Annotated in this window: 19 protein-coding genes; 12 read left to right on the forward strand and 7 right to left on the reverse strand. The window is 59.6% G+C overall.

All coding sequences use genetic code 11. The features are described from left to right. The first annotated feature begins 250 nt into the window (after positions 1-250). The 3 genes from fumC to ACXHXG_RS07395 all read left to right on the forward strand — a co-directional run bounded on the left by fumC (position 251) and on the right by ACXHXG_RS07395 (position 4793). On the forward strand, positions 251-1642 hold the full coding sequence (gene fumC, locus ACXHXG_RS07385; RefSeq protein WP_457898901.1) for a class II fumarate hydratase: 1392 nt from the start codon (positions 251-253) through the stop codon (positions 1640-1642). 284 nt (positions 1643-1926) lie between these two features. Beyond that, positions 1927-3534: a fumarate hydratase gene (locus tag ACXHXG_RS07390; RefSeq protein WP_457898902.1), complete on the forward strand. Its 1608-nt coding sequence runs from the start codon at positions 1927-1929 to the stop codon at positions 3532-3534. Between the two features lie 191 nt (positions 3535-3725). Continuing rightward, on the forward strand, positions 3726-4793 hold the full coding sequence (locus ACXHXG_RS07395) for a GGDEF domain-containing protein (RefSeq protein ID WP_104823297.1): 1068 nt from the start codon (positions 3726-3728) through the stop codon (positions 4791-4793). Between the two features lie 66 nt (positions 4794-4859). On the opposite strand, the gene ACXHXG_RS07400 is transcribed toward ACXHXG_RS07395, so the two are convergent. Together ACXHXG_RS07400 and ACXHXG_RS07405 are read right to left on the reverse strand one after the other, a co-directional pair. Then, positions 4860-5468 carry a pyridoxamine 5'-phosphate oxidase family protein gene (locus ACXHXG_RS07400; RefSeq protein ID WP_457898903.1) on the reverse strand — a complete coding sequence of 203 codons (609 nt, stop codon included), beginning with the start codon at positions 5466-5468 and terminating at the stop codon, positions 4860-4862. Positions 5469-5526: 58 nt separating this feature from the next. Continuing rightward, a complete protein-coding gene (locus ACXHXG_RS07405) occupies positions 5527-6498 on the reverse strand; it encodes an alpha/beta hydrolase (RefSeq protein ID WP_457898904.1) in 972 nt (323 codons plus the stop codon). 45 nt (positions 6499-6543) lie between these two features. Here ACXHXG_RS07405 and ACXHXG_RS07410 point away from each other — a divergent pair, with 45 nt between their 5' ends. Then, a complete protein-coding gene (locus ACXHXG_RS07410; protein ID WP_104823300.1) occupies positions 6544-7026 on the forward strand; it encodes a MarR family winged helix-turn-helix transcriptional regulator in 483 nt (160 codons plus the stop codon). Here ACXHXG_RS07410 and ACXHXG_RS07415 read toward each other — a convergent pair. Together ACXHXG_RS07415 and ACXHXG_RS07420 are read right to left on the reverse strand one after the other, a co-directional pair. Continuing rightward, on the reverse strand, positions 7023-8222 hold the full coding sequence (locus ACXHXG_RS07415) for a low temperature requirement protein A (RefSeq protein ID WP_457898905.1): 1200 nt from the start codon (positions 8220-8222) through the stop codon (positions 7023-7025). The genes ACXHXG_RS07410 and ACXHXG_RS07415 overlap by 4 nt on opposite strands. Positions 8223-8247: 25 nt before the next feature. After that, entirely contained in the window at positions 8248-8622 is a 375-nt protein-coding gene (locus ACXHXG_RS07420) for a gamma-butyrobetaine hydroxylase family protein (protein WP_457898906.1), read from the reverse strand. A gap of 135 nt (positions 8623-8757) precedes the next feature. Between ACXHXG_RS07420 and moaA the strand changes: the two genes are divergently transcribed. After that, the gene (moaA, locus tag ACXHXG_RS07425; protein ID WP_457898907.1) at positions 8758-9807 is read left to right on the forward strand and encodes a GTP 3',8-cyclase MoaA; all 1050 of its coding nucleotides are present in this window, start codon (positions 8758-8760) and stop codon (positions 9805-9807) included. An 81-nt stretch (positions 9808-9888) separates the two neighbouring features. On the opposite strand, the gene ACXHXG_RS07430 is transcribed toward moaA, so the two are convergent. Further along, positions 9889-12423, reverse strand: a complete 2535-nt coding sequence (locus tag ACXHXG_RS07430) for a methyl-accepting chemotaxis protein (protein WP_457898908.1) — start codon at positions 12421-12423, stop codon at positions 9889-9891. Positions 12424-12752: 329 nt separating this feature from the next. On the opposite strand from ACXHXG_RS07430, the gene ACXHXG_RS07435 reads away from it, so the two are divergent. From ACXHXG_RS07435 to mobB, 3 genes are read left to right on the forward strand one after another with little or no spacing between them, the layout of a single operon-like run. Next, positions 12753-13664 (forward strand): DMT family transporter, encoded by a 912-nt coding sequence (locus ACXHXG_RS07435; RefSeq protein ID WP_457898909.1) that lies wholly within the window; start codon positions 12753-12755, stop codon positions 13662-13664. Positions 13665-13675: 11 nt separating this feature from the next. Next, positions 13676-14326: a molybdenum cofactor guanylyltransferase MobA gene (gene mobA / locus ACXHXG_RS07440; RefSeq protein WP_457898910.1), complete on the forward strand. Its 651-nt coding sequence runs from the start codon at positions 13676-13678 to the stop codon at positions 14324-14326. Then, positions 14323-14856, forward strand: coding sequence for a molybdopterin-guanine dinucleotide biosynthesis protein B (gene mobB, locus ACXHXG_RS07445; protein WP_104823306.1), 534 nt, complete (start codon positions 14323-14325; stop codon positions 14854-14856). The genes mobA and mobB overlap by 4 nt, the downstream gene beginning before the upstream one ends. Positions 14857-14902: 46 nt before the next feature. Here the strand turns inward: mobB and ACXHXG_RS07450 are convergent, their stop codons facing one another. Continuing rightward, entirely contained in the window at positions 14903-17317 is a 2415-nt protein-coding gene (locus ACXHXG_RS07450; RefSeq protein ID WP_457898911.1) for an OmpA family protein, read from the reverse strand. A gap of 371 nt (positions 17318-17688) precedes the next feature. On the opposite strand from ACXHXG_RS07450, the gene ACXHXG_RS07455 reads away from it, so the two are divergent. From ACXHXG_RS07455 to ACXHXG_RS07470, 4 genes are all read left to right on the forward strand, one after another. Next, the gene (locus ACXHXG_RS07455) at positions 17689-18471 is read left to right on the forward strand and encodes an ABC transporter substrate-binding protein (RefSeq protein ID WP_260303881.1); all 783 of its coding nucleotides are present in this window, start codon (positions 17689-17691) and stop codon (positions 18469-18471) included. Positions 18472-18588: 117 nt separating this feature from the next. Next, positions 18589-19392 (forward strand): ABC transporter permease, encoded by an 804-nt coding sequence (locus ACXHXG_RS07460; RefSeq protein ID WP_104823309.1) that lies wholly within the window; start codon positions 18589-18591, stop codon positions 19390-19392. After that, on the forward strand, positions 19389-20219 hold the full coding sequence (locus ACXHXG_RS07465; RefSeq protein ID WP_104823310.1) for an ABC transporter permease: 831 nt from the start codon (positions 19389-19391) through the stop codon (positions 20217-20219). Before ACXHXG_RS07460 ends, ACXHXG_RS07465 begins: the two co-directional genes overlap by 4 nt. 202 nt (positions 20220-20421) lie before the next feature. Further along, positions 20422-20688 carry an usg protein gene (locus ACXHXG_RS07470; protein WP_104823311.1) on the forward strand — a complete coding sequence of 89 codons (267 nt, stop codon included), beginning with the start codon at positions 20422-20424 and terminating at the stop codon, positions 20686-20688. Positions 20689-20810: 122 nt separating this feature from the next. Here ACXHXG_RS07470 and ACXHXG_RS07475 read toward each other — a convergent pair whose 3' ends face one another. Then, positions 20811-21536, reverse strand: coding sequence for a DUF2270 domain-containing protein (locus ACXHXG_RS07475; RefSeq protein ID WP_104825118.1), 726 nt, complete (start codon positions 21534-21536; stop codon positions 20811-20813). Between the last annotated feature and the right edge of the window lie 47 nt (positions 21537-21583).

Genomic DNA, 21583 nt, shown 5'->3' on the forward strand with positions numbered 1-21583 from the left:
TCGCGATTTAGTTCACACAAAATTATGAAATTATTAGTTAATTTTTTATTGAATTTTCGCGTGGTTTTTGAGTGGCAATAAGGACGCCACGAAGAATATCTATCGAGCGTGTTAAAAAGAACACGGCTTTCCTTATCGTGTCGAAAACATGACGAAGACCATCATGAAATCCCCCTCCGCTGTTTTCTTGGGCACCATTCGGACCTATATGACAACTATCCTTTTCAACGGAAAAGCAGGACCAGGGATAATGACCTCCACCCGCACTGAAACCGATACTTTTGGCCCGATCGAAGTGGCTAGCGACCGCTATTGGGGCGCGCAGGCGCAGCGCTCGCTCGGCAACTTCAAGATCGGTTGGGAGAAGCAGCCGCTGTCGATCGTACGTGCCCTCGGCATCGTCAAGCAGGCCGCTGCACGGGCCAACATGGAGCTTGGCCAGTTGGATCCCGCTCTCGGCAAAGCGATCGTCGAGGCCGCCCAGGAAGTGATCGACGGCAAGCTCAACGAGCATTTCCCGCTGGTGGTCTGGCAAACCGGCTCCGGCACGCAGTCGAATATGAATGCCAATGAGGTGATCTCGAACCGCGCGATCGAAATGCTGGGCGGCGTCATGGGCTCCAAGAAGCCGGTGCATCCGAACGATCACGTCAATATGAGCCAGTCGTCGAACGACACCTATCCGACCGCGATGCATATCGCCTGCGCCGAGCAGATCGTTCATCATCTGCTGCCAAGCCTCAAACATCTGCATGCGGCATTGGAAAAGAAAGTCGCCGACTTCGCCCACATCATCAAGATCGGCCGCACCCACACGCAGGATGCCACGCCGCTGACGCTTGGCCAGGAGTTTTCCGGCTACGCCGCACAGGTCGCGTCCTCGATCAAGCGGATCGAGCTGACCTTGCCCGGCCTTTGCGAACTCGCCCAAGGCGGCACCGCGGTTGGCACCGGCCTGAATGCGCCGATCGGTTTTGCCGAAAAGGTCGCCAAAGAAATCGCCAAAATCACCGCCCTGCCTTTCGTTACCGCTCCAAACAAGTTCGAAGCGCTGGCCGCCCATGATTCGATGGTCTTCAGCCATGGTGCCATCAATGCCGCCGCTGCCGCTCTCTTCAAGATCGCCAACGATATCCGCCTGCTCGGCTCCGGCCCCCGCTCCGGCCTCGGCGAATTGGCGCTGCCGGAAAACGAGCCGGGCTCGTCGATCATGCCGGGCAAAGTCAATCCAACGCAATGCGAAGCCCTGACGCAGGTCTGCGCCCACATTTTCGGCAACAATGCCGCGCTGACCTTTGCCGACAGCCAGGGTCATTTCGAGCTCAACGTCTACAATCCGATGATGGCCTACAATTTCCTGCAGTCGGTGCAGTTGCTCGGCGATGCCGCCGTCTCCTTCACCGACAATTGCGTCGTCGGCATCGAAGCACGCGAGGACAATATCAAGGCTGGCCTCGAACGCTCGCTGATGCTGGTAACGGCGCTTGCGCCGAAGATTGGCTACGACAATGCCGCCAAGATCGCCAAGACGGCGCATAAGAACGGCACGACGTTGAAGGAAGAGGCTTTAGCGAGCGGGCTGGTTTCGGCGGAAGATTATGATGCGATCGTCCGGCCGGAGACGATGATTGGGCCGAAGTGAGTCCCTCGTTCGGTGAACGTCAGGCACGTCCACCGATGACGCAATAGCCTGCCTGGCTACTCACCCCAACCCTCTCCCTGCCCATGCGTGGCGAGGGCTAGAGTGAGGGGCCGGGCACAAAATTTCAGCATCGGAAGACCCCCCCGACCCGCGCATCTCCCGTCGACAAACTCACCATTTTGAAATTCAGTCGCAACATCCAGCCAATTGCATTTGGACCTTGCCGGATTTAGACCGTTCGCAAACGTCTCTTCCGCCACATCAAGGCATTGAAAGGTCCACGCATGGCTGACGATCTCTTTCCCCTCGGCGACGACGCCACTCCCTATCGCAAGATTTCCGGAGACTATGTTTCCGTCGACACGTTCAAGGGCCAGGACATCCTGACCGTCGATCCCGAGGGTATCCGGCTGCTCGCCGAAACCGCCTTTGCCGATATCAACCACCTGCTGCGTCCCGGCCACCTGCAGCAGCTCGCCTCCATCCTCGAAGATCCGGAAGCGACCGACAACGACCGTTTCGTTGCCTATGACCTGCTGAAGAACGCCAATATCGCCGCCGGCGGCGTGCTGCCCATGTGCCAGGACACCGGCACGGCGATCATCATGGGCAAGAAAGGCCGTCGCGTCTGGACCGAAGGCGGCGACAACGCGGCTCTGGCAAAGGGCGTGCTCGACGCCTACGAGAAAAAGAACCTGCGCTATTCGCAACTCGCGCCCATCAAGATGTTCGAGGAAAAGAACACCAAGAACAATCTGCCGGCGCAGATCGACATCTATGAGGAAGGCACCGACGCCTACGAATTCCTCTTCGTCGCTAAGGGCGGCGGCTCGGCCAACAAGACCTTCCTCTATCAGGGCACGCCGTCGCTGCTCACCCATGACCGCATGCTGGATTTCCTCAAGGAGAAGATCCTGACGCTCGGCACGGCCGCCTGCCCTCCCTACCATCTGGCGATCGTCATCGGCGGCACTTCGGCCGAGATGAACCTGAAGACGGTCAAGCTGGCCTCGACGCGCTATCTCGACTGTCTTCCCACGGAGGGCTCCGAAAGCGGACATGCCTTCCGGGATATCGAAATGGAAAAGGAAATTCACAAGCTGACGCAGAGCCTCGGCGTCGGCGCGCAGTTCGGCGGCAAATATTTCTGCCACGACGTCCGCGTCATCCGCCTGCCCCGCCACGGCGCTTCGCTGCCGATCGGCCTCGGCGTCTCCTGTTCCGCCGATCGTCAGGCCAAGGGCAAGATCACCCGCGACGGCATCTTCATCGAGCAGCTCGAAACTGATCCGTCGAAATACATGCCTGAAATCGACGAGGCCAAGCTTTCCGAATCGATGGTCCGCATCGATCTCAACCGGCCGATGCCCGAGATCCTGGCGGAATTGTCGCGGCATCCCGTCAAGACCCGGCTGTCGCTGGCCGGCACTATCATCGTCGCCCGCGACCTGGCGCACGCAAAAATCCGCGAGCGCCTGGAAAAAGGCCTGGGCATGCCGGATTACCTCAAGAATCATCCGGTTTATTATGCCGGCCCGGCCAAGACGCCTGCCGGCTACGCCTCCGGTTCCTTCGGCCCGACGACGGCCGGACGTATGGACAGCTATGTCGACCAGTTCCAGTCCTTCGGCGGCTCCATGGTGATGCTCGCCAAGGGGAACCGCTCGCGCGCCGTGCGAGAGGCCTGCAAGTCGCATGGTGGTTTCTATCTCGGCTCGATCGGCGGTCCGGCCGCCCGCCTCGCTCAGGACTGCATCAAGAAAGTCGATGTGCTGGAATATCCCGAGCTTGGCATGGAAGCAGTCTGGAAGATCGAAGTCGAAGATTTCCCGGCTTTCATCGTCATCGACAACAAGGGGAACGATTTCTTCCAGGAACTCAACCTCGGCTGAACTTTGTCGCTAGTCAGCAAAAAAGGAAGGCATCGTCTCGGTGCCTTCCTGGTAAGTATTTCCACTTCAGAATAAAATTAAATCTAAGTCCGAACTTGTAAGATTTTACATTCATTGCCTTAATCTTTTTCAAAGATTCTTAGGCTAACTAAAAATAGTGCTTTCATGAAATCATTTAATGGAGTTCGCCGATGAGTACGGTGGTTGCGCCCAAGGCGCAAGTTCCCGACGTGGCAGGACAGATTACCTATGCCATGCGATCCATGGGGGTCGCGCCGATCCCGCGCAACTACGAACTTTTCTACGAAGCCTATATTGGTTCCAATCCTGCCTTGACTCGCGAGCTTGCCGCACTCGGCAGCAACGCCACGCAAGAAGAATTGGATGCACTGGGCGCCCAGCATTTCTCCCACCATGCCGGCCGCGTTTTCGATGACGCCCATGCCCGCCTGATCTCGGAACTCGATGCCGTGTTGCGCACGCTGCGACAGGAACAGACGTCGCTTGAAAGCTACAATCGATTGCTCGGCGAGACCTGCCAACGCATCACGTCCAAGAACAACAATAGCGTCGATCTGCTGCGCAGCGCCATCGACATCCTGGCGGAAGCGACCGGCGACACGATGGCGCACGGCGAAAAGACCGTCGAGAATGTTGCGCAGCGCAGCCAGGAAATGGACCAGGTGCGCAAGGAACTGGACGAATACAAGCGCATTGCCAATACCGACTCTCTGACGCGCCTCTCCAATCGCCGCGCCTTCGATGATCGCCTGGCCACCATCTTTGACAATCAGATGGCCCGGCCCGTAACGGCGCTGGTGCTGGCCGATATCGATTACTTCAAGAAGGTCAACGACACATACGGCCATCCGGTCGGCGACAAGATCCTCGCAACCGTCGCCTCCCTCATCCGCGCCAATGTCCGTCGCGACGCCTTCGTCGCTCGCACCGGCGGCGAGGAATTCGCGCTGATCCTGGAAGGCAATACGTCGGAAGAGGTTATGGCGGTCTGCGAGCGTATCCGCCGTGCACTGGAGACGACGCCGTTCAAGAACTCCCGCACAGGAGTGAATTACGGGCCGATCACCCTCTCGCTCGGCATCTGCATGGCCTCGGAAGCCGGAGATCCCGGCGAACTCTATAGCAAGGCCGATATTGCGCTCTATTGCGCCAAGAATGGCGGCCGCAACTCCAGCTATATTTATCAGGAAGGCATGCAGAAAGACTTCTCGAAGAGCTGGCTCATCTACAAAAGTTAGAATCGGACCAGAGTTAAAGTCTTATCCGCCGGTGCTGCTTCCCCAAGCGCGCCGGCGGATTTTTTGTTACCACATGCTTTTGGCGGCTCGCGCCGGCCATTCGCGATCGTAGGTCTCCTGATCGAAATCGCCCTTCGCCGCCTTCAGTAGCATGCCGGGCGTCGGCAGGCTTGCCGGATCGACGAATGTCTCCGTCTTCCAGAGTTCGGCACGCATCACGGCCCGCGCGCATTGAAAATAGACCTCGTCGATGGTGATCACCACGACGCTGCGCGGATGCTTGCCCTCCATCTCGAAACTCGCGAGCAAGCTTTCCTCGATGGAGACCACCGCACGACCATTAAGCCGCATCGTGGTGTTTGAACCGGGAATTAGAAACATCAGTGCAATGCGGGGATCCCTGACGATATTGGCCAGCGAGTCGACGCGATTGTTGCCGCGCCAGTCGGGAAGCAGCAGCGTCTTGTCGTCCTGCACGCGCACGACGCCGCCCAAATCACCGCGCGGTGAGCAATCCAGCCCCTCCTGGCCGACCGTCGCCAGCGCCATGAAGGGCGATACCTCGATCATCCTGCGATAGAGCGGCGTCAGCGCAGTCGTCACCTTGGCGATCGATGCCTCGCTCGTGCCGCCATAAAGCTCATTCAGTTCTTCAACGGAAGTGATGATCCGCATGTTGCCTCACGTCTTTTTGATCCAGATACTGGCGGGTTAGACGCAAGGCGTGACGTTGCTATGACACACGCCGCACCGACGTCCGAAGAAAGGATATAACCGTTTCGCCGGCGCTTTCGAATGCATTTTCTTCAGCAGATGCCGGCGCTTCCGCCAGGAATTCGCCGATCGCCTCCAGCACGGGAGCGGCGCTGACGATACGGCGATGGCCGAAGCCGTTGGCCCAGAGGAGGCGAACATGATCGCCGGCGCTGGCGTAGGCGCGGGCATGATCGGCGCTGACTTCCTTGTCATCCTCGGCGTGGATGACCAATACCGGTCTGCCCAGATCGCGAACGCTGTGTTCGGCAACATACTCATCGAGCGCCCTGCCAGTGACATGACCGACCTCCGCTTCAAGCGCTGCCTGCACTTTAGGATCGAGCCGCATCATCCTGCCGAAATCCGTGAACAGCCAGCCCATTGCGCTCGGTGCGCCGATCAGCACCAGGCGATCCGTCAGGGTCGGCTCTGTGCCCGGCAGAAAGCCGGCCGCGGCCATTGCAATGGAAGCACCGCCGAACGAATGGCCGATGGTCGCGTCGAAAGCGCCGAAGCGCTCCGCCGCAGCCACGATGGCCGAAACGGCGAGGCGCACATTGAGGAAGCGCCCCCACGAGCGGCCATGGCCCGGTAGGTCGAGCGAGATCACTTCGGCACCCGCATTTGCGAGGAAGACGGCGAGCTCCGACATGTATTCGCTGCTCGAGCCCCAGCCATGGACGACAAGAAAGCGTTTCCGCTGGCCCTTGGCCCCGCCGTTCAAGCGATAGGCCATCGCCCGTCCGCCGCGAAAAGACAGCATGATCTGCTCGGCAGAATTCAGACGCGCCCTGCCCTGTGAATGCGCAGCCTCCGCCTTGGCGCCCTGCGGCCGGCGCGATGGCGTCAAACAGAAAAGCTTGAAGGCGGCTTTGCCGGCAAGCCGCGGCGAAATCCTGCCAAGGCTGGACAATCCTAGCCGGGTGACCTTAAGCGCAAAGGATGGCATAGTGGGAATCCAATAATGTTCAATAATGAACAATAAAGTACAACGATGAACAAAAATCAATCCCTACCTTGGGACCATCCGCGTTTTCGGAGCTGGATTGCCGTCGCCCGCGCCTGCCAGCTCATGCAGCAATCGCTCGGCCGGGCACTTGCGCATCTCGACATCAAGCCGCCGCATCTTGATATTCTCGTCAATCTCTTCCGCTTCGAAGGCATCTCGCAGCAGGAATTGGCCCACAAGCTGCTGGTCGGTCGCTCCAACATGAGCATGCTCCTGCCGCAGATGGAAAAACGCGGCCTGATCGAACGCCGGGGCGACAAGCACGACAAGCGCGTGTGGCGGCTTTATCTGACCACGGAAGGCCGACGCTTGACGGAAGAAGCCATGGCCATCCAGACCGACCTCATCGACCGCATGCTCTCGGACGCACCACTCGACGAATGCGAAATCATGACGGCCCACATGGAACGCATTGTCAGCCTGTTGCTGCAGGAAGAACGCGAGCCTTTGGAAACAATCGGCGATTAGTGATTGCCCGGCGGGCGGGCCAACGGCACTGCGCGGTTCAGCGAGGCGAACTCCCATATTGCCACGACGATAAGGACCGCCGTGGCGAGGATGCCGAGCTGGTAAACATCGACCTGGGAGACCGCGAGAACCAGCAGCGCCAGCCCGGCGAGGCCGACGAAATGCGATAGCGGCGGCCGCCCGGTTGTCGCTCCTTTGAACCAGAGATTGCCGACAAGGAACACGGCCGGGCCACCAAGGATCGCCGCCGCCATATGCATGTCGGCCGGGTCATGGGGATGGGAGAACAAGAATTCGTCGCCGACGACGCTCAGAATGATGCCCGCTAGAATCGGGATATGCGCATAGGTGAAAGCCTGTCGCGCCAGGCTGCCGGGCGTCTCATCCTGCTCGATGCGGTGGGCTGCGCGCTCATGGCCGAACTGGAAATAGATCCACCACATGGCGACGGTGCTGACGAAGACGGTGACGAATACCGCAACGATTAGCGGCGAAAGCGGCTGTTCGGCAAATGTCTTGCCCGCCTGCAGGATTGCCTCGCCGAGGCAGATAATGATGAAGAGCGCGCAGCGCTCGGCAAGATGCGCACCGGAAACATCCCAATCCGCCGCGGTCGACTTGCCAAGGCCGGGCACGGCGAAACCGAAGGCGGGTGCTGCATATTCGATCGCCAGCGCAGCGAGCCACAGCGACACCCGCGTCTCACCCTCCATCAGGGCGCCGGCAATCCAGAAGATCCCCGACACGATCAGCCAGCAGGTGATGCGGACGAAATTGCGATGATTGGCCGGGCCGACGTCTTTTAGGGTATAGACGGTAAATAGCGAACGGCCCACTTGCATGAATACATAGGCGCCGGCGAAGAAAATGGCTTTCCCGGCAAAGGCATCCGGAATGGACGCTGAGAGAACCAGCCCGGCAAACATCAGCACGAAGAGCATGATGCGCACCGGCATGCGATCGGGATCGAGCCAGTTCGTCACCCAGGCGGTGAATATCCATACCCACCAGACGGCAAAAATCAGCATGCCGGCTTGGAGAGCACCGAGGGGGGTGAAATGGCTGGCCAGCGCATGCGAAAGCTGCGAGATCGAGAAGACGAAGACCAGATCGAAAAACAACTCGACGAAAGAGACCTTGCTTTCGTTTTTACTGCCTTTGGCGCGCAGCCAGCTTCCCGTATCCCCACCTGCCATGCCTGTCCCCTTGCTGCTGACAGTGCTAGTGCGGCTTGCCCGCCACGTCGCGGCTCAAGCCCTTTTCCTTCAGTTCTGCCTCATAGGCGGCGAAAAGCTCGGAGCCCTTCTCGCCGAGTTCGCGAAGATAGGCCCAGGTAAAAATGCCGGTATCGTGCATGTCGTCAAAACCGATGCGGACGGCGTAGTTGCCGGTCGGTGTCATCGACATGATCCCGACATTGCGTTTGCCCGGCACGGTGATCTTCTGCCCTGGCCCATGTCCCTGCACCTCGGCCGATGGCGACAGCACACGCAACATTTCCGCCGACAGATCGAAGCTTTCGCCGTCATTGAAGCTCACCACCAGATGATGGCGGTCCTTCGACACTCTCAGTTCGGTTGGCCAGACGTCGCTCATCGATTTTCCCATGCGTTTCAATGCGTACCCGGAGAAGTAGGCCGCCAGTCGTTAACGCGCAAGTGCATTTGAAAATGCATTTCCCTTGACGCAACAATCGCCTATGCACACATTAACATGACAACGGAGGTTTTCGTGAACAGCATTGTCGGCACGATAGGCAACGGATCGCCGCTGGTGGCGGATGCGTCACCGATGATCGACCCTTTTGGGCGGGCGGTCACCTATCTGCGCGTCTCCGTGACCGACCGCTGCGATTTCCGCTGCACCTATTGCATGGCGGAAAACATGACCTTCCTGCCGAAAAAAGATCTGCTGACGCTGGAAGAGCTGAACCGGCTCTGTTCCGCCTTCATTGCTAAAGGCGTCCGCAAGATTCGCCTGACCGGCGGCGAGCCGCTGGTGCGCAAGAACATCATGTTTCTGGTGCGCGAGCTCGGCAAACGCGTTCAAGACGGTGGCCTGGAGGAGCTCACGCTGACGACAAACGGGTCGCAGCTCTCGCGCTATGCAGAGGAGCTCTATGATTGCGGCGTGCGCCGCATCAACGTTTCGCTCGACACGCTCGATCCCAATAAATTCCACGCCATCACCCGCTGGGGCGATTTCGCGAAGGTGATGGAGGGTATCGACGCCGCGCAGAAGGCGGGCCTGAAGATCAAGCTCAATGCCGTGGCGCTCAAGGATTTCAACGAGGCGGAGATACCCGAGCTGCTGCGCTTCGCCCATGGCCGCGGCATGGACCTGACCGTCATCGAGACGATGCCGATGGGTGAGGTCGAGGAAGACCGCACCGACCGGTACCTGCCGCTCTCCAAATTGCGCGCCGATCTCGAACAACAATTCACGCTGACCGACATTCCATATAAGACCGGCGGTCCGGCCCGTTATGTCGAAGTCGCCGAAACCGGTGGCCGCCTCGGCTTCATCACGCCGCTGACCCATAATTTCTGTGAGAGCTGCAACCGCGTGCGCCTCACCTGCACCGGCACGCTTTATATGTGCCTCGGCCAGAACGATGCCGCCGACCTGCGCACGGCGCTGCGCGCCACCGAAGATGACGCGCTCGTCTACGCCGCCATCGACGAAGCGATCACCCGTAAGCCGAAGGGTCACGATTTTATCATCGACCGCACGCACAACAGACCGGCTGTCGCCCGCCATATGAGCGTCACCGGCGGCTGATCTTCCCATACCAAGACAAGAAAACGCCGGGCGATAAGTCCGGCGTTTCTATTGGTTGCTGCTGTTTTCTGAAGTAACGCCTCAGGCGGCGCGATACCCATAGCCTTCATGTGCCCCGTCGCCATCGCCCGTGCGGAAGCGGTCGATCTTGTCGGAGAGCATATCGACGCGTTGGCGCAGGCCATGAATCTCGGCGTTGTTTTCTTCCACCATCGCCGCATTTCTTTGGGTGATCAGCTCGACTTCGCCGACCGCTCGCGTCACTTCTTCGATCCCGGTCGACTGCTCGGCCGTTGCCGCGGAAATGTCGGCGACGAGCTTCTGCACGCCGGTCACATGCCCGATGATTTCGGCGAGCGCAGCACCGGTCTGCTCGACCAGATGGACGCCATTCTGCACCTGCGAGGAGCTTGCAGAAATCAGGCCCTTGATCTCCTTTGCCGCGTTGGCGCAGCGCTGCGCCAATTCGCGCACCTCCTGCGCGACGACGGCAAAGCCTCGACCGGCCTCGCCGGCGCGGGCGGCTTCGACGCCGGCATTCAGCGCCAGCAGGTTGGTTTGGAAGGCGATTTCGTCGATGACGCCGATGATCGTGACGATCTTTTCCGACGAGCGGTTGATCTCACTCATGGCGCCGACGGCCTTGGCGACGACTTCGCCGGATTGCGTTGCGTAAGCCTGGGTCTCGTTGACCGAGACCGCCGTCTGCTTGGCCCGGTCGGCGGTGGAACGCACGACATCGCTCAGACGGTGGAGTGCCCGCGAACTTTCCTCGAGGGCCGCCGCCTGCTGCTCGGTGCGGCGTGCGAGATCGTCGGCGGATGCGGCGAGATTGCCGGTACCGCCCTTGATCTCCTCGGCCGTGTAGCGGACATCCGTCAACGTCTCGCGCAGGGCTTCGACAGCGTGATTGTAGGTGAATGCCATTTCGACGAAATCGGCGGAAAGGTCTTCGCGCATGCTCTCTTCCAGATTTCCATCCGCAAGCTTGGCAAGAACATCGGCCAGCGCGTTCAGCGCCTGCTTCTGTTCTGCTTCGATGCGGGCGCGGTCGGCAGCGCGCCGTGCGGCTTCTTCCGCCGACAAAGCGCGCGCGCTCTCGGCCTCCCTCTCCAGCCGGACATTTTCCAGGGCAGCGTCGCGGAAGACGGTGACGGAACGCACCATATCGCCGATCTCGTCGCCGCGATTGCGGCCGTCGATCGCCACTTCCAGATCGCCGCTGGCAAGCCGCGTCATGATTCCGGTAACCCGCTTCAGAGGTCCACGCAGCGTTTCGACCAGCATTAGACCGCCGACGATGGCAAGCAGCGTACCGAGGATCATGGCAATGACGGAGACATTGGCGGAGCGCTCGCTGTCTTCCTTGCCGATCTCCTGCGCTTGCGCAACGAAGCTGCGCAGCGACGTCATCGCATCCGCCAGCAAGCTGTTGGAATCGACGCGCGTCTTTTTCCAGTCGGACGCGGTCTGCAACAGATCGGCCGAACCCTTGGTCACGCTGTCGATCAGGGGCTGAGTACGAGCAGAAAAATCGCGCATCGTAGAATTGGTCTGGCCCAGCGCCGAGATTTTCACGCCGGCGTCCTGCAGATCCTTCAAATCGGCAACGACGGCGTCCCGCGAGGCAGCGTCGCGCACATTCTCCATCCGTGCGGTATGCAGCGTCAGGCGATCGATGATGCCCAGCGCCTGGTCGACGTGATCCAACAATTCTTTCTGGCCGTCGATGATCTTGTCGAGGCTGACGAAGCGATCGGCGGCAGTATCGCTGTTCTTGGCCGATTGCAGGGTCATATCCCCTTCGATCTTCACGAAGCTCTGCAGAATCGGTCCCATGGCCTGGACCTTCAGATCGGCGGTATCGCCGCCCTTCAGGACTGCGTCAAGCTTATTGGCAGCATCGGCCGCGCCGTTGACCAGCGCGACGCCACGCTTGGAAACAAGAGCTTTCGACGTGGCGACCTGCTTGAGGATCGCATCCGTATAGGTACGCGCATCGGAGATTTCCTCATTGGAATCCGCGGCCATCTGCACCTGGATGCGCAGGTTGCTCATCTTGTCCGACAGGCCCTTGAAGGCAGCGGCATCGTAAAGCAGTTCCTTGGCGAAGGTTTCCTTGTCGCCGAACTCCTTGCGGATGATGTCGATCTGCTTTCCAGCCGCCTTGCCGCTGGCTTCGAGCCCCGACACTGCCTTCTGGATCGCGTCGACATCGCTGTCCTGCTTTTGCTTGATGTTCCAAAGGGCGGCCGTCTGCGTGCGCATCTTGTCGGCCAGATCGCTGACGGCGGAGATCTTGGCGCGTTGATCATTGCTGAGCAGGCCGCTCAGACGCTGGACGCCGGCCGCCTGCGCATCGATCTTATCCGCAAGCGCCTTGCGCGTTTCATCGGATGGCGACGTGGTGAACTCCTGCAAAGCAGCCTGCAAGTTCTCGAAGTCGCTGATATTTTCGATCGTCGCCCGCGTCACGGTCATATGGCCGTTGAGAATATTGGCCGTGTGATAGCCAACCAGGCCGATACCGGCGATGAGCACTACCAGCGGTACGACGAAGATAAGAACCTTGGTCACGATCCGGCGGCTTTGCAGAAGACGATCAATGAAGAACATGCCACGCCCCAATGAAATTCGTTGGTATCCGGCGAAGGCGGGACCGTCATTCCCTGCTGCGCTGCGGTAGAGCTTCTGCCTCATGCAAAACTGAGCCGAGCGTCCGGAAATTAGATTGAATAAGGATTAATCGCGAACGTAAAAGATCGCACATCTCCCAAAAATCGACAGTGCTGTCCCGATTTTGCGATTTCGGCGTGATTGCACTCGCCATCAGCTCACGTTTTCATTGCGACGCACAATCGAATTTGATCACGACTACACCGGCAATGATTCCAATTTGCGGAAAACCGCAGTAGAGCGAGCTGATATATCCAGGGAATCGCTTTATGCCGCGGACGAAGAATACGCAGGGCGCGCTCTACATGGCCGCAGCTATGGCCGGCTTTTCCTGCAGCGACGCACTTTCCAAATCAGTCATCGCGGTCATGAACGCAGGAGAGATCATGTTTCTCCGCGGGCTTTTTACCAGCATCTTCGTCTTTCTGCTCGCCTGGAATATGGGAGCCCTGCGCTCATGGAAAGTCATTCTGCAGCCGATGATCGCGCTGCGCGTCGTCTGCGAAGGAATTGCGGCAGCAACCTATATCACCGCGCTCGGCATGATGCCGATTGCCAATGCCTCCGCCATCCTGCAGGCATTGCCGCTCGCCGTTACCCTCGGCGCAGCCCTGTTCCTGAAGGAACCGGTCGGCTGGCGGCGCTGGACGGCGATCGTCGTCGGCTTTGTCGGCGTGCTCATCATCATCCGCCCCGGCCCCGATGGCTTCACGACGGCTGCCCTACTCGTGGTAGCCAGCATGTTCGCCACAGCCGCCCGCGATCTGGCGACGCGTTGCGTCAGCAAGGATGTGCCGTCGCTCATGGTGACAGTCTGTACTGCGATCTCGATTTCCATCTTCGGCGCCCTGTCGATCGCTCCGCTCGGCGGCTGGCAGCCCATCACTTTCACCCCGTTCTCGCACATCCTGCTCGCATCGATCCTGGTACTCGTCGGCTATCAATCGGTGATCCAGGCGATGCGCACGGGCGAGATCTCCTTCGTCGCACCGTTCCGCTATCTAAGCCTCATCTGGTCGGCATTGCTTGGCTTGCTGTTCTTCAGTGAGATGCCGGATGCCTGGACCATGATCGGCTCCGCCATTGTCATCGCCTCCGGTCTCTATACATTCTACCGGGAGAGCAAACGGCAAGCGGTCGAGCGCGTCGCCCAGGAATCCGAGCCGCGTGTGCCCGCCTGAGGTCGCCCAACATGCCCGGCTTCATCCCCGATCCCGCCGATATCCCGCCCTATCTGCTCGCCGGCGGTCGCTCCAGCCGCATGGGTGCGAACAAGGCGCTTGCACTTCTCGGTGGCGAAACTCTTCTGACGCGTATAGCCGCTCGCATCGGACAGCAGCAGCGAAAGCCGGTTGCGTTGAATGCCGATGCCGATTGGTCGGATACGGAAGGGCTGCCGTTGGTTCCCGACACCATCCCCGGCAAGCTCGGCCCGCTGGCGGGCGTGCACACCGCCATGCGTGATGCGGTGATGAGGCACCCGAACGCGTCGCATATCGCTACGGCGCCGATCGACAGCCCGTTTTTTCCAATCGATCTGATCGCTCGGCTAGCCGAAGCGATCGAAGGCCGAGAGGAAATCGCAATAGCCGCATCGCTGGGTCGCGACCATCCGGTGTTCGGCCTGTGGCCCGTCTCGCTTGCCGACGATCTCGCGACCTGGCTTGTCAAGGATGACAAGCGACGCGTCAGGGACTATCTCGCGCGTCATAGTGTCCGAACGGTCGAATTTGCCATGATCCAAACGCCGATCGGTTCCCTCGATCCCTTCTTCAACGTCAACACACCAGAAGACCTGATCGCCGCGGAAACATGGCTCGCGGCGCTGGAGCAGATGTCATGACAACAAAGCGACCCAAAATCTTCGGCATCGCCGGCTGGAAGAATTCCGGCAAGACCGGCCTTGCGGTGCGGCTTGTCACCGAATTCACCCGGCGCGGCTACAAGATTTCGACCATCAAACATGCCCACCATGATTTCGACATCGACAAGGTGGGCGCCGATAGCTTTCGCCATCGCGAAGCCGGCGCTCATGAAGTCACCATCGTTTCCGGCACGCGCTATGCCATCATGCACGAACTGCGCGGCGAGCCGGAGCCGAGCTTCGAGGAAATCCTGGCGCGGCTTGCCCCTTGCGACCTCGTCTTGATCGAAGGCTACAAGCGCGAGCCGATCCCCAAGATCGAAGCTCGTCGCCTCGAGGCGGCCAACCGCGTGCCCTTGGCGCCGCAAGACCCGCATATCGTCGCCATAGCCACTGACCATCCGGTGGAGGATGCCGGCGCACTGACCGTCTTCGATCTCGACGATACCCTGGCGATCGCCGATTTCATCGCTGCGACGGTTGGCCTCGGCGAACTGGCAAAAGAATAAGGCCGCCGGTTTCCCGACGGCCTCACGCGTTTGAGACAGGAAAAGCTTACTGGGTTGAAGCGACCGGACGCACCAGCGCCGTGACACGGCGGATGGTAACGCGACGGTTTTCCTGCTCGGGCCCCTGCGTATTCACCTTGAGATATTGCTCGCCGTAACCCTGGGTCACCAGGTTTTCCGGCGGAATGCCATAGACGTCGCTGAGGACCTTGGCGACGGATTCGGCACGCTGATCGGAAAGGACCAGATTGCTTTCCGGAGTGCCGACGGCATCCGTATGGCCTTCGATCATGAAGGTCTCGGTCGGGTCCTTCTTGACGATCTTGCCCATGGCGTCGGCAACGCCGCGCAGCGTACTCGCCTGCGACATCGGGATTTCCGCACTGCCGGTCGCGAAGGTGATCGTATCGAGGTCGATACGGCGCACCTTATCGCGAATACGGGCGGAATAACGCACTTCGTTCAGCGAGTAGACCCGCTCGACTGGCTCGACCGGCGGTTCGCGCAGGAAGTCGTAATAATCCGCCTCGCGGTCCGTGCCCGTGTCGATGATGTACTGGTTCAGCGGAATGCGCAGGCGCATCGGCGGCAACTCGTCGCCCGGATCGCGGAAGTAATCGTCGCGGTCCGGCTGACCCTCCAGTTCCGGCGAGTAGAACAGCACGTATTCGCGGCCGCGCGCATCGATGCGCGAGCGCTGAATGACGTCGCCATAGCGATTGCGCACGGTAATAATGCGATCGCCATCCGGCTGATCGATCGTTTCGCGGTAACGGTCGCGCGGAAGCTGCTCATAGATCGGACGTTCACCCTCACGGATGAAGCGCGCGCTATCATCGTGACGAACGACGTAGGTATTGTCGATATTAAGGATGACGCGGCCGCCCTGATTGCCGTTCGGCTGGAGTGCAACGCCTTCCGGCGACGCGAAATCCGGCCTGCGGTCGAGGCGACGCCCCTGCTCGCTGGTTATGGCTTCGATCCTCACAGGCTGTTGCTGCTGCTGGCCAGCGAGCGCGCGTTGAGCTTCGGCATCGGATGTCGGCGCCTTGGCATAGGCCTGCGGCTGTTGCACCGGGGCGTTCTGCGCTTGCCTAGTCTGAGCCTGACCGGCACCAGTCTGAGCCTGCCCGCCGGCAGCTTGGCCACCCTGACGGAAGCCGCGCCGCGCCGCATCCTTGTCGCTATCCAGCACGGCAGCGCCATTCTGCACCGGCAGAATAACCGTCTCGTTGCTGGCTGCAGGATTTGCAGCGATCTTCTTGCGACGCTCCAGTTCCTGCGGCGAAACCTGCTCACCTCCAGCGGCGGGGGCCGCCGTCTGGGCGCCCTGCTGCACGGCACCATTGGCAGGCTCCTGCACGGCGTTACCCTGAGCGGGAGCACCGGTTTCGACATTCGGCTGCTGCTGTTTGCCGACCTGCGGAGCTACCTCGTTCTGCGGCTGAGCCTGCTGTCCCAGGTTCTTCTGAACTGGCTTTTGTTCGGGCGTGGCTGCAGGCTGTTGCGCGCCCTGCTCAGTCTGCGGCAGCGTGCCGGTCGCCGGCTTCTGGCCCTGCTGCGTGCCGGGCTCGACCTGATTTCCAGGCTGAACCTGGGTCTTCGGTTGGGCCTGCTCTGTGGCGGGAGCCTGTTGCTGGGCTGGTGCCGCCTTCTGTTCTGCTGGTTGCTGAGCTGGGGCTACCTTCTGTTCCGCCGGTTGCTGCGCCGGTTCAGCCGATTGGCCCTGCAGCTTCTGATGCTTCTTCTTCTCAGGCTGGGCGGGGGTTTCCGGCTGGGCCTGTCCGCTCTGAGTCGGCTGTGCAGCCGGCGCCTGTTGCTGCGCGGGCGCGGCCTTCTGTTCGGCTGGCTGCTGTGCCGGTTCAGCCGATTGATCTTGCTTCTTCTGACGTTTCTTGAGTTCGGGCTGGCCTTGCGGCTGCGTTTCAGGGGCAGCCTGTTGCTGGGCCGCCTTCGGCTGCGGCGCTACTTCCGGCTGTGCCGCTGGCTGTTGCTCCGCATTCTGCTTGTGCTTCTTTTGCTCCGGCTGAGCCTGCTGGGTTTCCGGTGCCGCCTGCGGCTGCAGCGCCTTGGGCTGCTGTGTTTCCTGCTGTTGCTTTGCGGGCTTTTGCTGTTCAGGCTGCCCTTCGGGCTGGGCTTCCTTCATCTTGCGCTGTGGCTCGGCTCCGCCCTGCTGTGCTGGTGCGGCCTCATGCTTCTGGCCCTGTGGCTCGCCCTGCTCTGCACCGCCCGGCTTCTTGCGCTTTTTCAGCTCCTCTTCGGACTGCCCGTCCGGAGCCGGCTGCTCCTGGGCAACCTCGAAACTTGCATTGCCGTTGACGGCGACCGATCCGGCGGCAGCATTGCTCAACGGTGCGATGGCTTGGTCGCGCAGCGCTGTGGCGGCAGCCGGCTCAAATGCCAGTGATAGAGACAGCAGTGGAAATGCTGCACTGGCAAATAGTCTGGATCGCTTTCCCATAGTTGGGATCTCCTTTTCTTATCATTATCCGCCAAGGTGCGGATCTCAGCCCGCGGAACAGATGCCCCATGATCCCGGCCGATTTTCGGTGTCCATAGGGCTGAATCGCGGCAAACGGTGATATGTTCCAAAGAATTAGATACGGAAAATTAACCCCGCCTGAACGCGCCGGAAGGCTTCCGTTCAGCTTTGCGGGATCGCGCAAGCGCTTTGGAGATAGTGTGTGCGATGCAAACCGGCTTCGTAATTCCAGTTGCAATTTGCGAAAAAAAAGTACGATTATCGAAGGCAGGCGGGCCACGCACCCGCTCCATTCTGGCCGGCCGCCAATGAAGAAAAATAGCCGCCGGTCGCCAACAGAGAGGATCAAAATGCGCATCTCCACTCGTCTTTTCGCCGCTGCATCGCTTGCCGCGATGTCGCTTTTCGCCGGGGCAGCGCTTGCTGACGGCGATTCGATCGTCATCGGCACCGACGCAACCTATCCGCCGTTCGAATCGCTCGACGCCGCCGGCAAATTCGTCGGCTTCGACATCGATATAGCCAATGCGCTTTGCGATCAGATGAAGGTCAAGTGCACCTTCGTGAACCAGGATTTCGACGGCATCATTCCGGCTCTGCAGGCCAAGAAGTTCGACGCCATCGTATCGTCCATGTCGATCACGCCGGAGCGTCAAAAGACCATCGACTTCACCAACAAATACTACAATACGCCGCCGGCCATCGCCGTGCCGAAGGATTCGACCATAACCGAAGCAACCGATGCGGCCCTGAAGGGCAAGACCATCGGCGCGCAGTCCTCGACCACGCACGCAAACTACGCCACCGCGCATCTGAAGGATGCCGAGCTGAAGCTCTATCCGTCGCCGGACGAATATAAGCTCGACCTCGCTAACGGCCGTATCGACGCTGTCATCGACGACGTCGTGGTTCTCTCCGAATGGGTCAAGTCCGATGCCGGCAATTGCTGCAAGATGCTCGGCACGCTGAAGGTCGATCCGGAAATCAACGGCGTCGGCGCCGGCATTGGCCTCCGCAAGGGTGACACCGCCCTTAAGGACAAGTTAAACGCCGCGATCGCTGCGATCCGTGCCGACGGCACCTACAAGAAGATCCAGGACAAGTATTTCGACTTCGACGTCTACGGCGAGTGATCGCCGTCGATTCCTTGGGAAAAGACGACGGCGGAAGCTTGCTCTTCCGCCGTTTTTGTTTGACATATAATATAAGAATAAGAGAAACGCGGCAAAAGCTGCGAGGGGAAATACGGTATGGGCGGATTGTTTTCCGCGTTTGGTTCCTTGTGGGCCTGGATAGATAACGCTTTCGATCCGCTGTGCGGCCCCGTGGGGCTCTTCACCGTGTTCTTCCAGAACACCTCTATTGCCTGTGGCGACACCGGCTGGGGCGACGAGATTGCCGGCGGCCTCAAAGTCACGATAACAGTAGCCGTCCTGACATTGCCGCTCGGCTTGGTCGTCGGCTTTCTGGTGGCGCTGGCACAGCAATCCGAAGAAAAGTCGCTGCGGCTGGCAGCCGGCGTGTTCACCACCATCTTTCGCGGTCTGCCGGAGCTCCTGACGCTCTTCATCATCTATTACGGCATACAGATTCTGCTGCAAACGGCCCTCGCTTACGTGGGCTACACCGGACAGGTCGAGATCAACGCCTTCGTCGCCGGCATGGTCGCTCTGTCGATCGTTTTTTCCGCCTATTGCTCGGAAGTTTTGCTGTCGGCCTTCAGGGCGATTCCCAAGGGCCAGTATGAAGCGGGCGACGCTCTTGGCTTTCACCGGGCCCGCACCATGCGTCTGATCATCCTGCCGCAATTGATCCGCATCTCGCTTCCCAATCTTGGGAACCTCTGGATGAACTTGCTGAAGGATACATCCTACGTTTCCGTCATCGGACTCGCTGACATCATCCGCCAAACGGGCCTTGCCGTGCGCGCGACCAAGGAACCATTCTTCTTCTATTTGGTTGCCTGCGGACTCTATTTGACGCTCGCCGTCATCTCCTCGGCCGGGTTGTCTTACCTCGACCGTTGGGCCAAACGCGCGGAGTTTCGCCGATGAGCTATGCAGAAGTCTTGATCCCCGCGCAGCCGGCACCACCGGAGACGATGAAGCGCCTCTCCAAGGCCCGCATTGCCGGTTATTTCTTCCTGGCCCTCTGGGCGCTGCTAGGCATCGCGCTGATCACGATGATGATCACCAATTGGGACAACGCAAAATTCTTCAAGTTCGGTCCACGCTTTCTGCACGGCCTCTGGATCACGGTGAAGCTGGTCGGGCTTTCCTTCATCCTTGGCGGGATACTCTCCGTTCCGCTCGCCTTTGCGAGAATGTCGAAGAACCGGATTTTGAAGAGCCTGACCTATGGCTATGTCTATCTCTTCCGCGGCACGCCGCTGCTGGCGCAGATCTTCATGGTCTACTACGGCTTTCCGCAGGCGCGCGGCTTCATTGACAGCATCGGTCTCTGGTGGTTCTTCCGCGATCCCTTCAATTGCGGTCTGTTTGCCATGACGCTAAACACGGCGGCCTATCAGACCGAGATTGTCCGCGGCGCCATCCAGAGCGTCCATCACGGCCAAAGCGAGGCTGCGGCCTCGCTCGGCCTTCATAAGCTCGTCACCTTCTACAAGATCATCTTGCCGCAAGCGTTGATCGTGGCGCTGCGGCCTTACGGCAACGAGATCATTCTCCTGATCAAGAGCTCGGCGACCGTATCGATCATCACCGTCTACGATCTGATGGGTGAGACGCGCTATGCCTTCTCGCAGACCTACGACTACCAGACCTATCTCTGGGCAGCGATCTTCTATCTTTCCATCGTCGAGCTGATGCGTAACCGCTGGGCTTGGATCGAGGGCTACCTGACGCGCCATCTGAAGCGTTGACCCTTGCCATGGCAGGCGTCTCCTTGCGCCTGCCGCCTGCACCTTGGCAGCACTCACCTATAGAGGCTGCTATCATATTGATTTTCGAGAAGAAATTTCTTTTTTGCAACACTTTTGTAAAGCTTGGGTTTACCATGAGGTGTTTCCATTTTCCTGTGACATCCGCGTCACGAAGAACAATGGGAACAGAAAGAGAGACCTCATGCACAATGACATGCAAAAGCAGTTGCAAGGCTATGGGCTCACTACGGCGCAGATCCTCTATCGCCTGCCCGATCATCCGCAATTTCTGCAGACCTACATCTGGCAGGACTATGATCTCGCCCCGAATTTCCCGGAGATGCGCGGCTTCCTGAAATTCTGGCAGGAGAAGCTCGACGGGCCGTTACATTCGGTGCGCTATGTTCACCGTCGGCTGATCTCGGCGACCGAGTGGCGGGCAGTGAAGGGAGAGTTCATCCTGCACTAAAACGCATCGCGATCTCTGGGATTCGCTCCTTGCGTTTTAGGCCCTTGATTTTGCGCGTGTCGTTATCGCAAAACCGCTGCGCACTTTTGCGCGACATGCTTTAGTCTGGCTTTGCCAAACGATCAGACATGCGCTTCGCCATGGGTGAAATCGCCGTCATCCGGCCCGCGACGTAATGCGCTATAGAGAATGACGGCATAGAACACGGCCACGATTGCGATCACCGGCCAACCGGGGATCGGTCCGAGCGTTGCATTGTCGGCAATATAGCTCCACGAATGCGCCAGTTCTTGCGGCGCACCATTCGCTTGCAGTTTCGGCGTCGAGATCTTCAAAACCCAGGCCAGCAGCAGGATCACATACATCCAGCAATAATTCCGCCGCAGGCGTCGCTGCATCGCTTCGGAATAATTGAGCAGAAAACGCGGTGCGCGCAGGCTTTTGGCAATCGACACCGCCCAATCGGGATTGAGATTGGCTTCGGGCGCCAAGATCTGCGCAAAATAGCTGCGTTCCAATTGCCGCACCCGCGCCCGATAGACGTCGAAGAAGCGATAGCGCCGCGCCTCGATCATCAGCAGCAAGGTGATCAGCATCATACCAAACAGCAACACGCCATGATGCGACGTCGGCGTCGACAGCGATACGGAAAGCAACGCCGCAACGACGGTGATCGCCCAGTTTGACGTCCGGTCGATGCGATCGCGCCAACTGGTCATCCGCGCGAGCTCGCCGCGGTAGTAATGGGTCAACGTGTTGGTGATCTCCCCCGTCGTCGAAGGCATAGGCGGCGGCTTCCGATCCGTAGCGCTGTTGATGAGATGCGACGTGGTGAGCTCGGTGGCCATGGTTTTTTCCTCCATTTCTCTTTTTTTGCGCAACGGCCTTATGGCCC

This window comes from Rhizobium sp. LEGMi-198b, assembly GCF_054114205.1.

What these genes read in the sequence shown, in the direction of transcription:
- fumC (WP_457898901.1), top strand. Translation starts at nt 251, where the DNA reads ATGACCTCCACCCGCACTGAAACCGATACTTTTGGCCCGATCGAAGTG.
- ACXHXG_RS07390 (WP_457898902.1), top strand. Translation starts at nt 1,927, where the DNA reads ATGGCTGACGATCTCTTTCCCCTCGGCGACGACGCCACTCCCTATCGC.
- ACXHXG_RS07395 (WP_104823297.1), top strand. Translation starts at nt 3,726, where the DNA reads ATGAGTACGGTGGTTGCGCCCAAGGCGCAAGTTCCCGACGTGGCAGGA.
- ACXHXG_RS07400 (WP_457898903.1), bottom strand. Translation starts at nt 5,468, where the DNA reads ATGCGGATCATCACTTCCGTTGAAGAACTGAATGAGCTTTATGGCGGC.
- ACXHXG_RS07405 (WP_457898904.1), bottom strand. Translation starts at nt 6,498, where the DNA reads ATGCCATCCTTTGCGCTTAAGGTCACCCGGCTAGGATTGTCCAGCCTT.
- ACXHXG_RS07410 (WP_104823300.1), top strand. Translation starts at nt 6,544, where the DNA reads ATGAACAAAAATCAATCCCTACCTTGGGACCATCCGCGTTTTCGGAGC.
- ACXHXG_RS07415 (WP_457898905.1), bottom strand. Translation starts at nt 8,222, where the DNA reads ATGGCAGGTGGGGATACGGGAAGCTGGCTGCGCGCCAAAGGCAGTAAA.
- ACXHXG_RS07420 (WP_457898906.1), bottom strand. Translation starts at nt 8,622, where the DNA reads ATGAGCGACGTCTGGCCAACCGAACTGAGAGTGTCGAAGGACCGCCAT.
- ACXHXG_RS07430 (WP_457898908.1), bottom strand. Translation starts at nt 12,423, where the DNA reads ATGTTCTTCATTGATCGTCTTCTGCAAAGCCGCCGGATCGTGACCAAG.
- ACXHXG_RS07435 (WP_457898909.1), top strand. Translation starts at nt 12,753, where the DNA reads ATGCCGCGGACGAAGAATACGCAGGGCGCGCTCTACATGGCCGCAGCT.
- mobA (WP_457898910.1), top strand. Translation starts at nt 13,676, where the DNA reads ATGCCCGGCTTCATCCCCGATCCCGCCGATATCCCGCCCTATCTGCTC.
- mobB (WP_104823306.1), top strand. Translation starts at nt 14,323, where the DNA reads ATGACAACAAAGCGACCCAAAATCTTCGGCATCGCCGGCTGGAAGAAT.
- ACXHXG_RS07450 (WP_457898911.1), bottom strand. Translation starts at nt 17,317, where the DNA reads ATGGGAAAGCGATCCAGACTATTTGCCAGTGCAGCATTTCCACTGCTG.
- ACXHXG_RS07455 (WP_260303881.1), top strand. Translation starts at nt 17,689, where the DNA reads ATGCGCATCTCCACTCGTCTTTTCGCCGCTGCATCGCTTGCCGCGATG.
- ACXHXG_RS07460 (WP_104823309.1), top strand. Translation starts at nt 18,589, where the DNA reads ATGGGCGGATTGTTTTCCGCGTTTGGTTCCTTGTGGGCCTGGATAGAT.
- ACXHXG_RS07465 (WP_104823310.1), top strand. Translation starts at nt 19,389, where the DNA reads ATGAGCTATGCAGAAGTCTTGATCCCCGCGCAGCCGGCACCACCGGAG.
- ACXHXG_RS07470 (WP_104823311.1), top strand. Translation starts at nt 20,422, where the DNA reads ATGCACAATGACATGCAAAAGCAGTTGCAAGGCTATGGGCTCACTACG.
- ACXHXG_RS07475 (WP_104825118.1), bottom strand. Translation starts at nt 21,536, where the DNA reads ATGGCCACCGAGCTCACCACGTCGCATCTCATCAACAGCGCTACGGAT.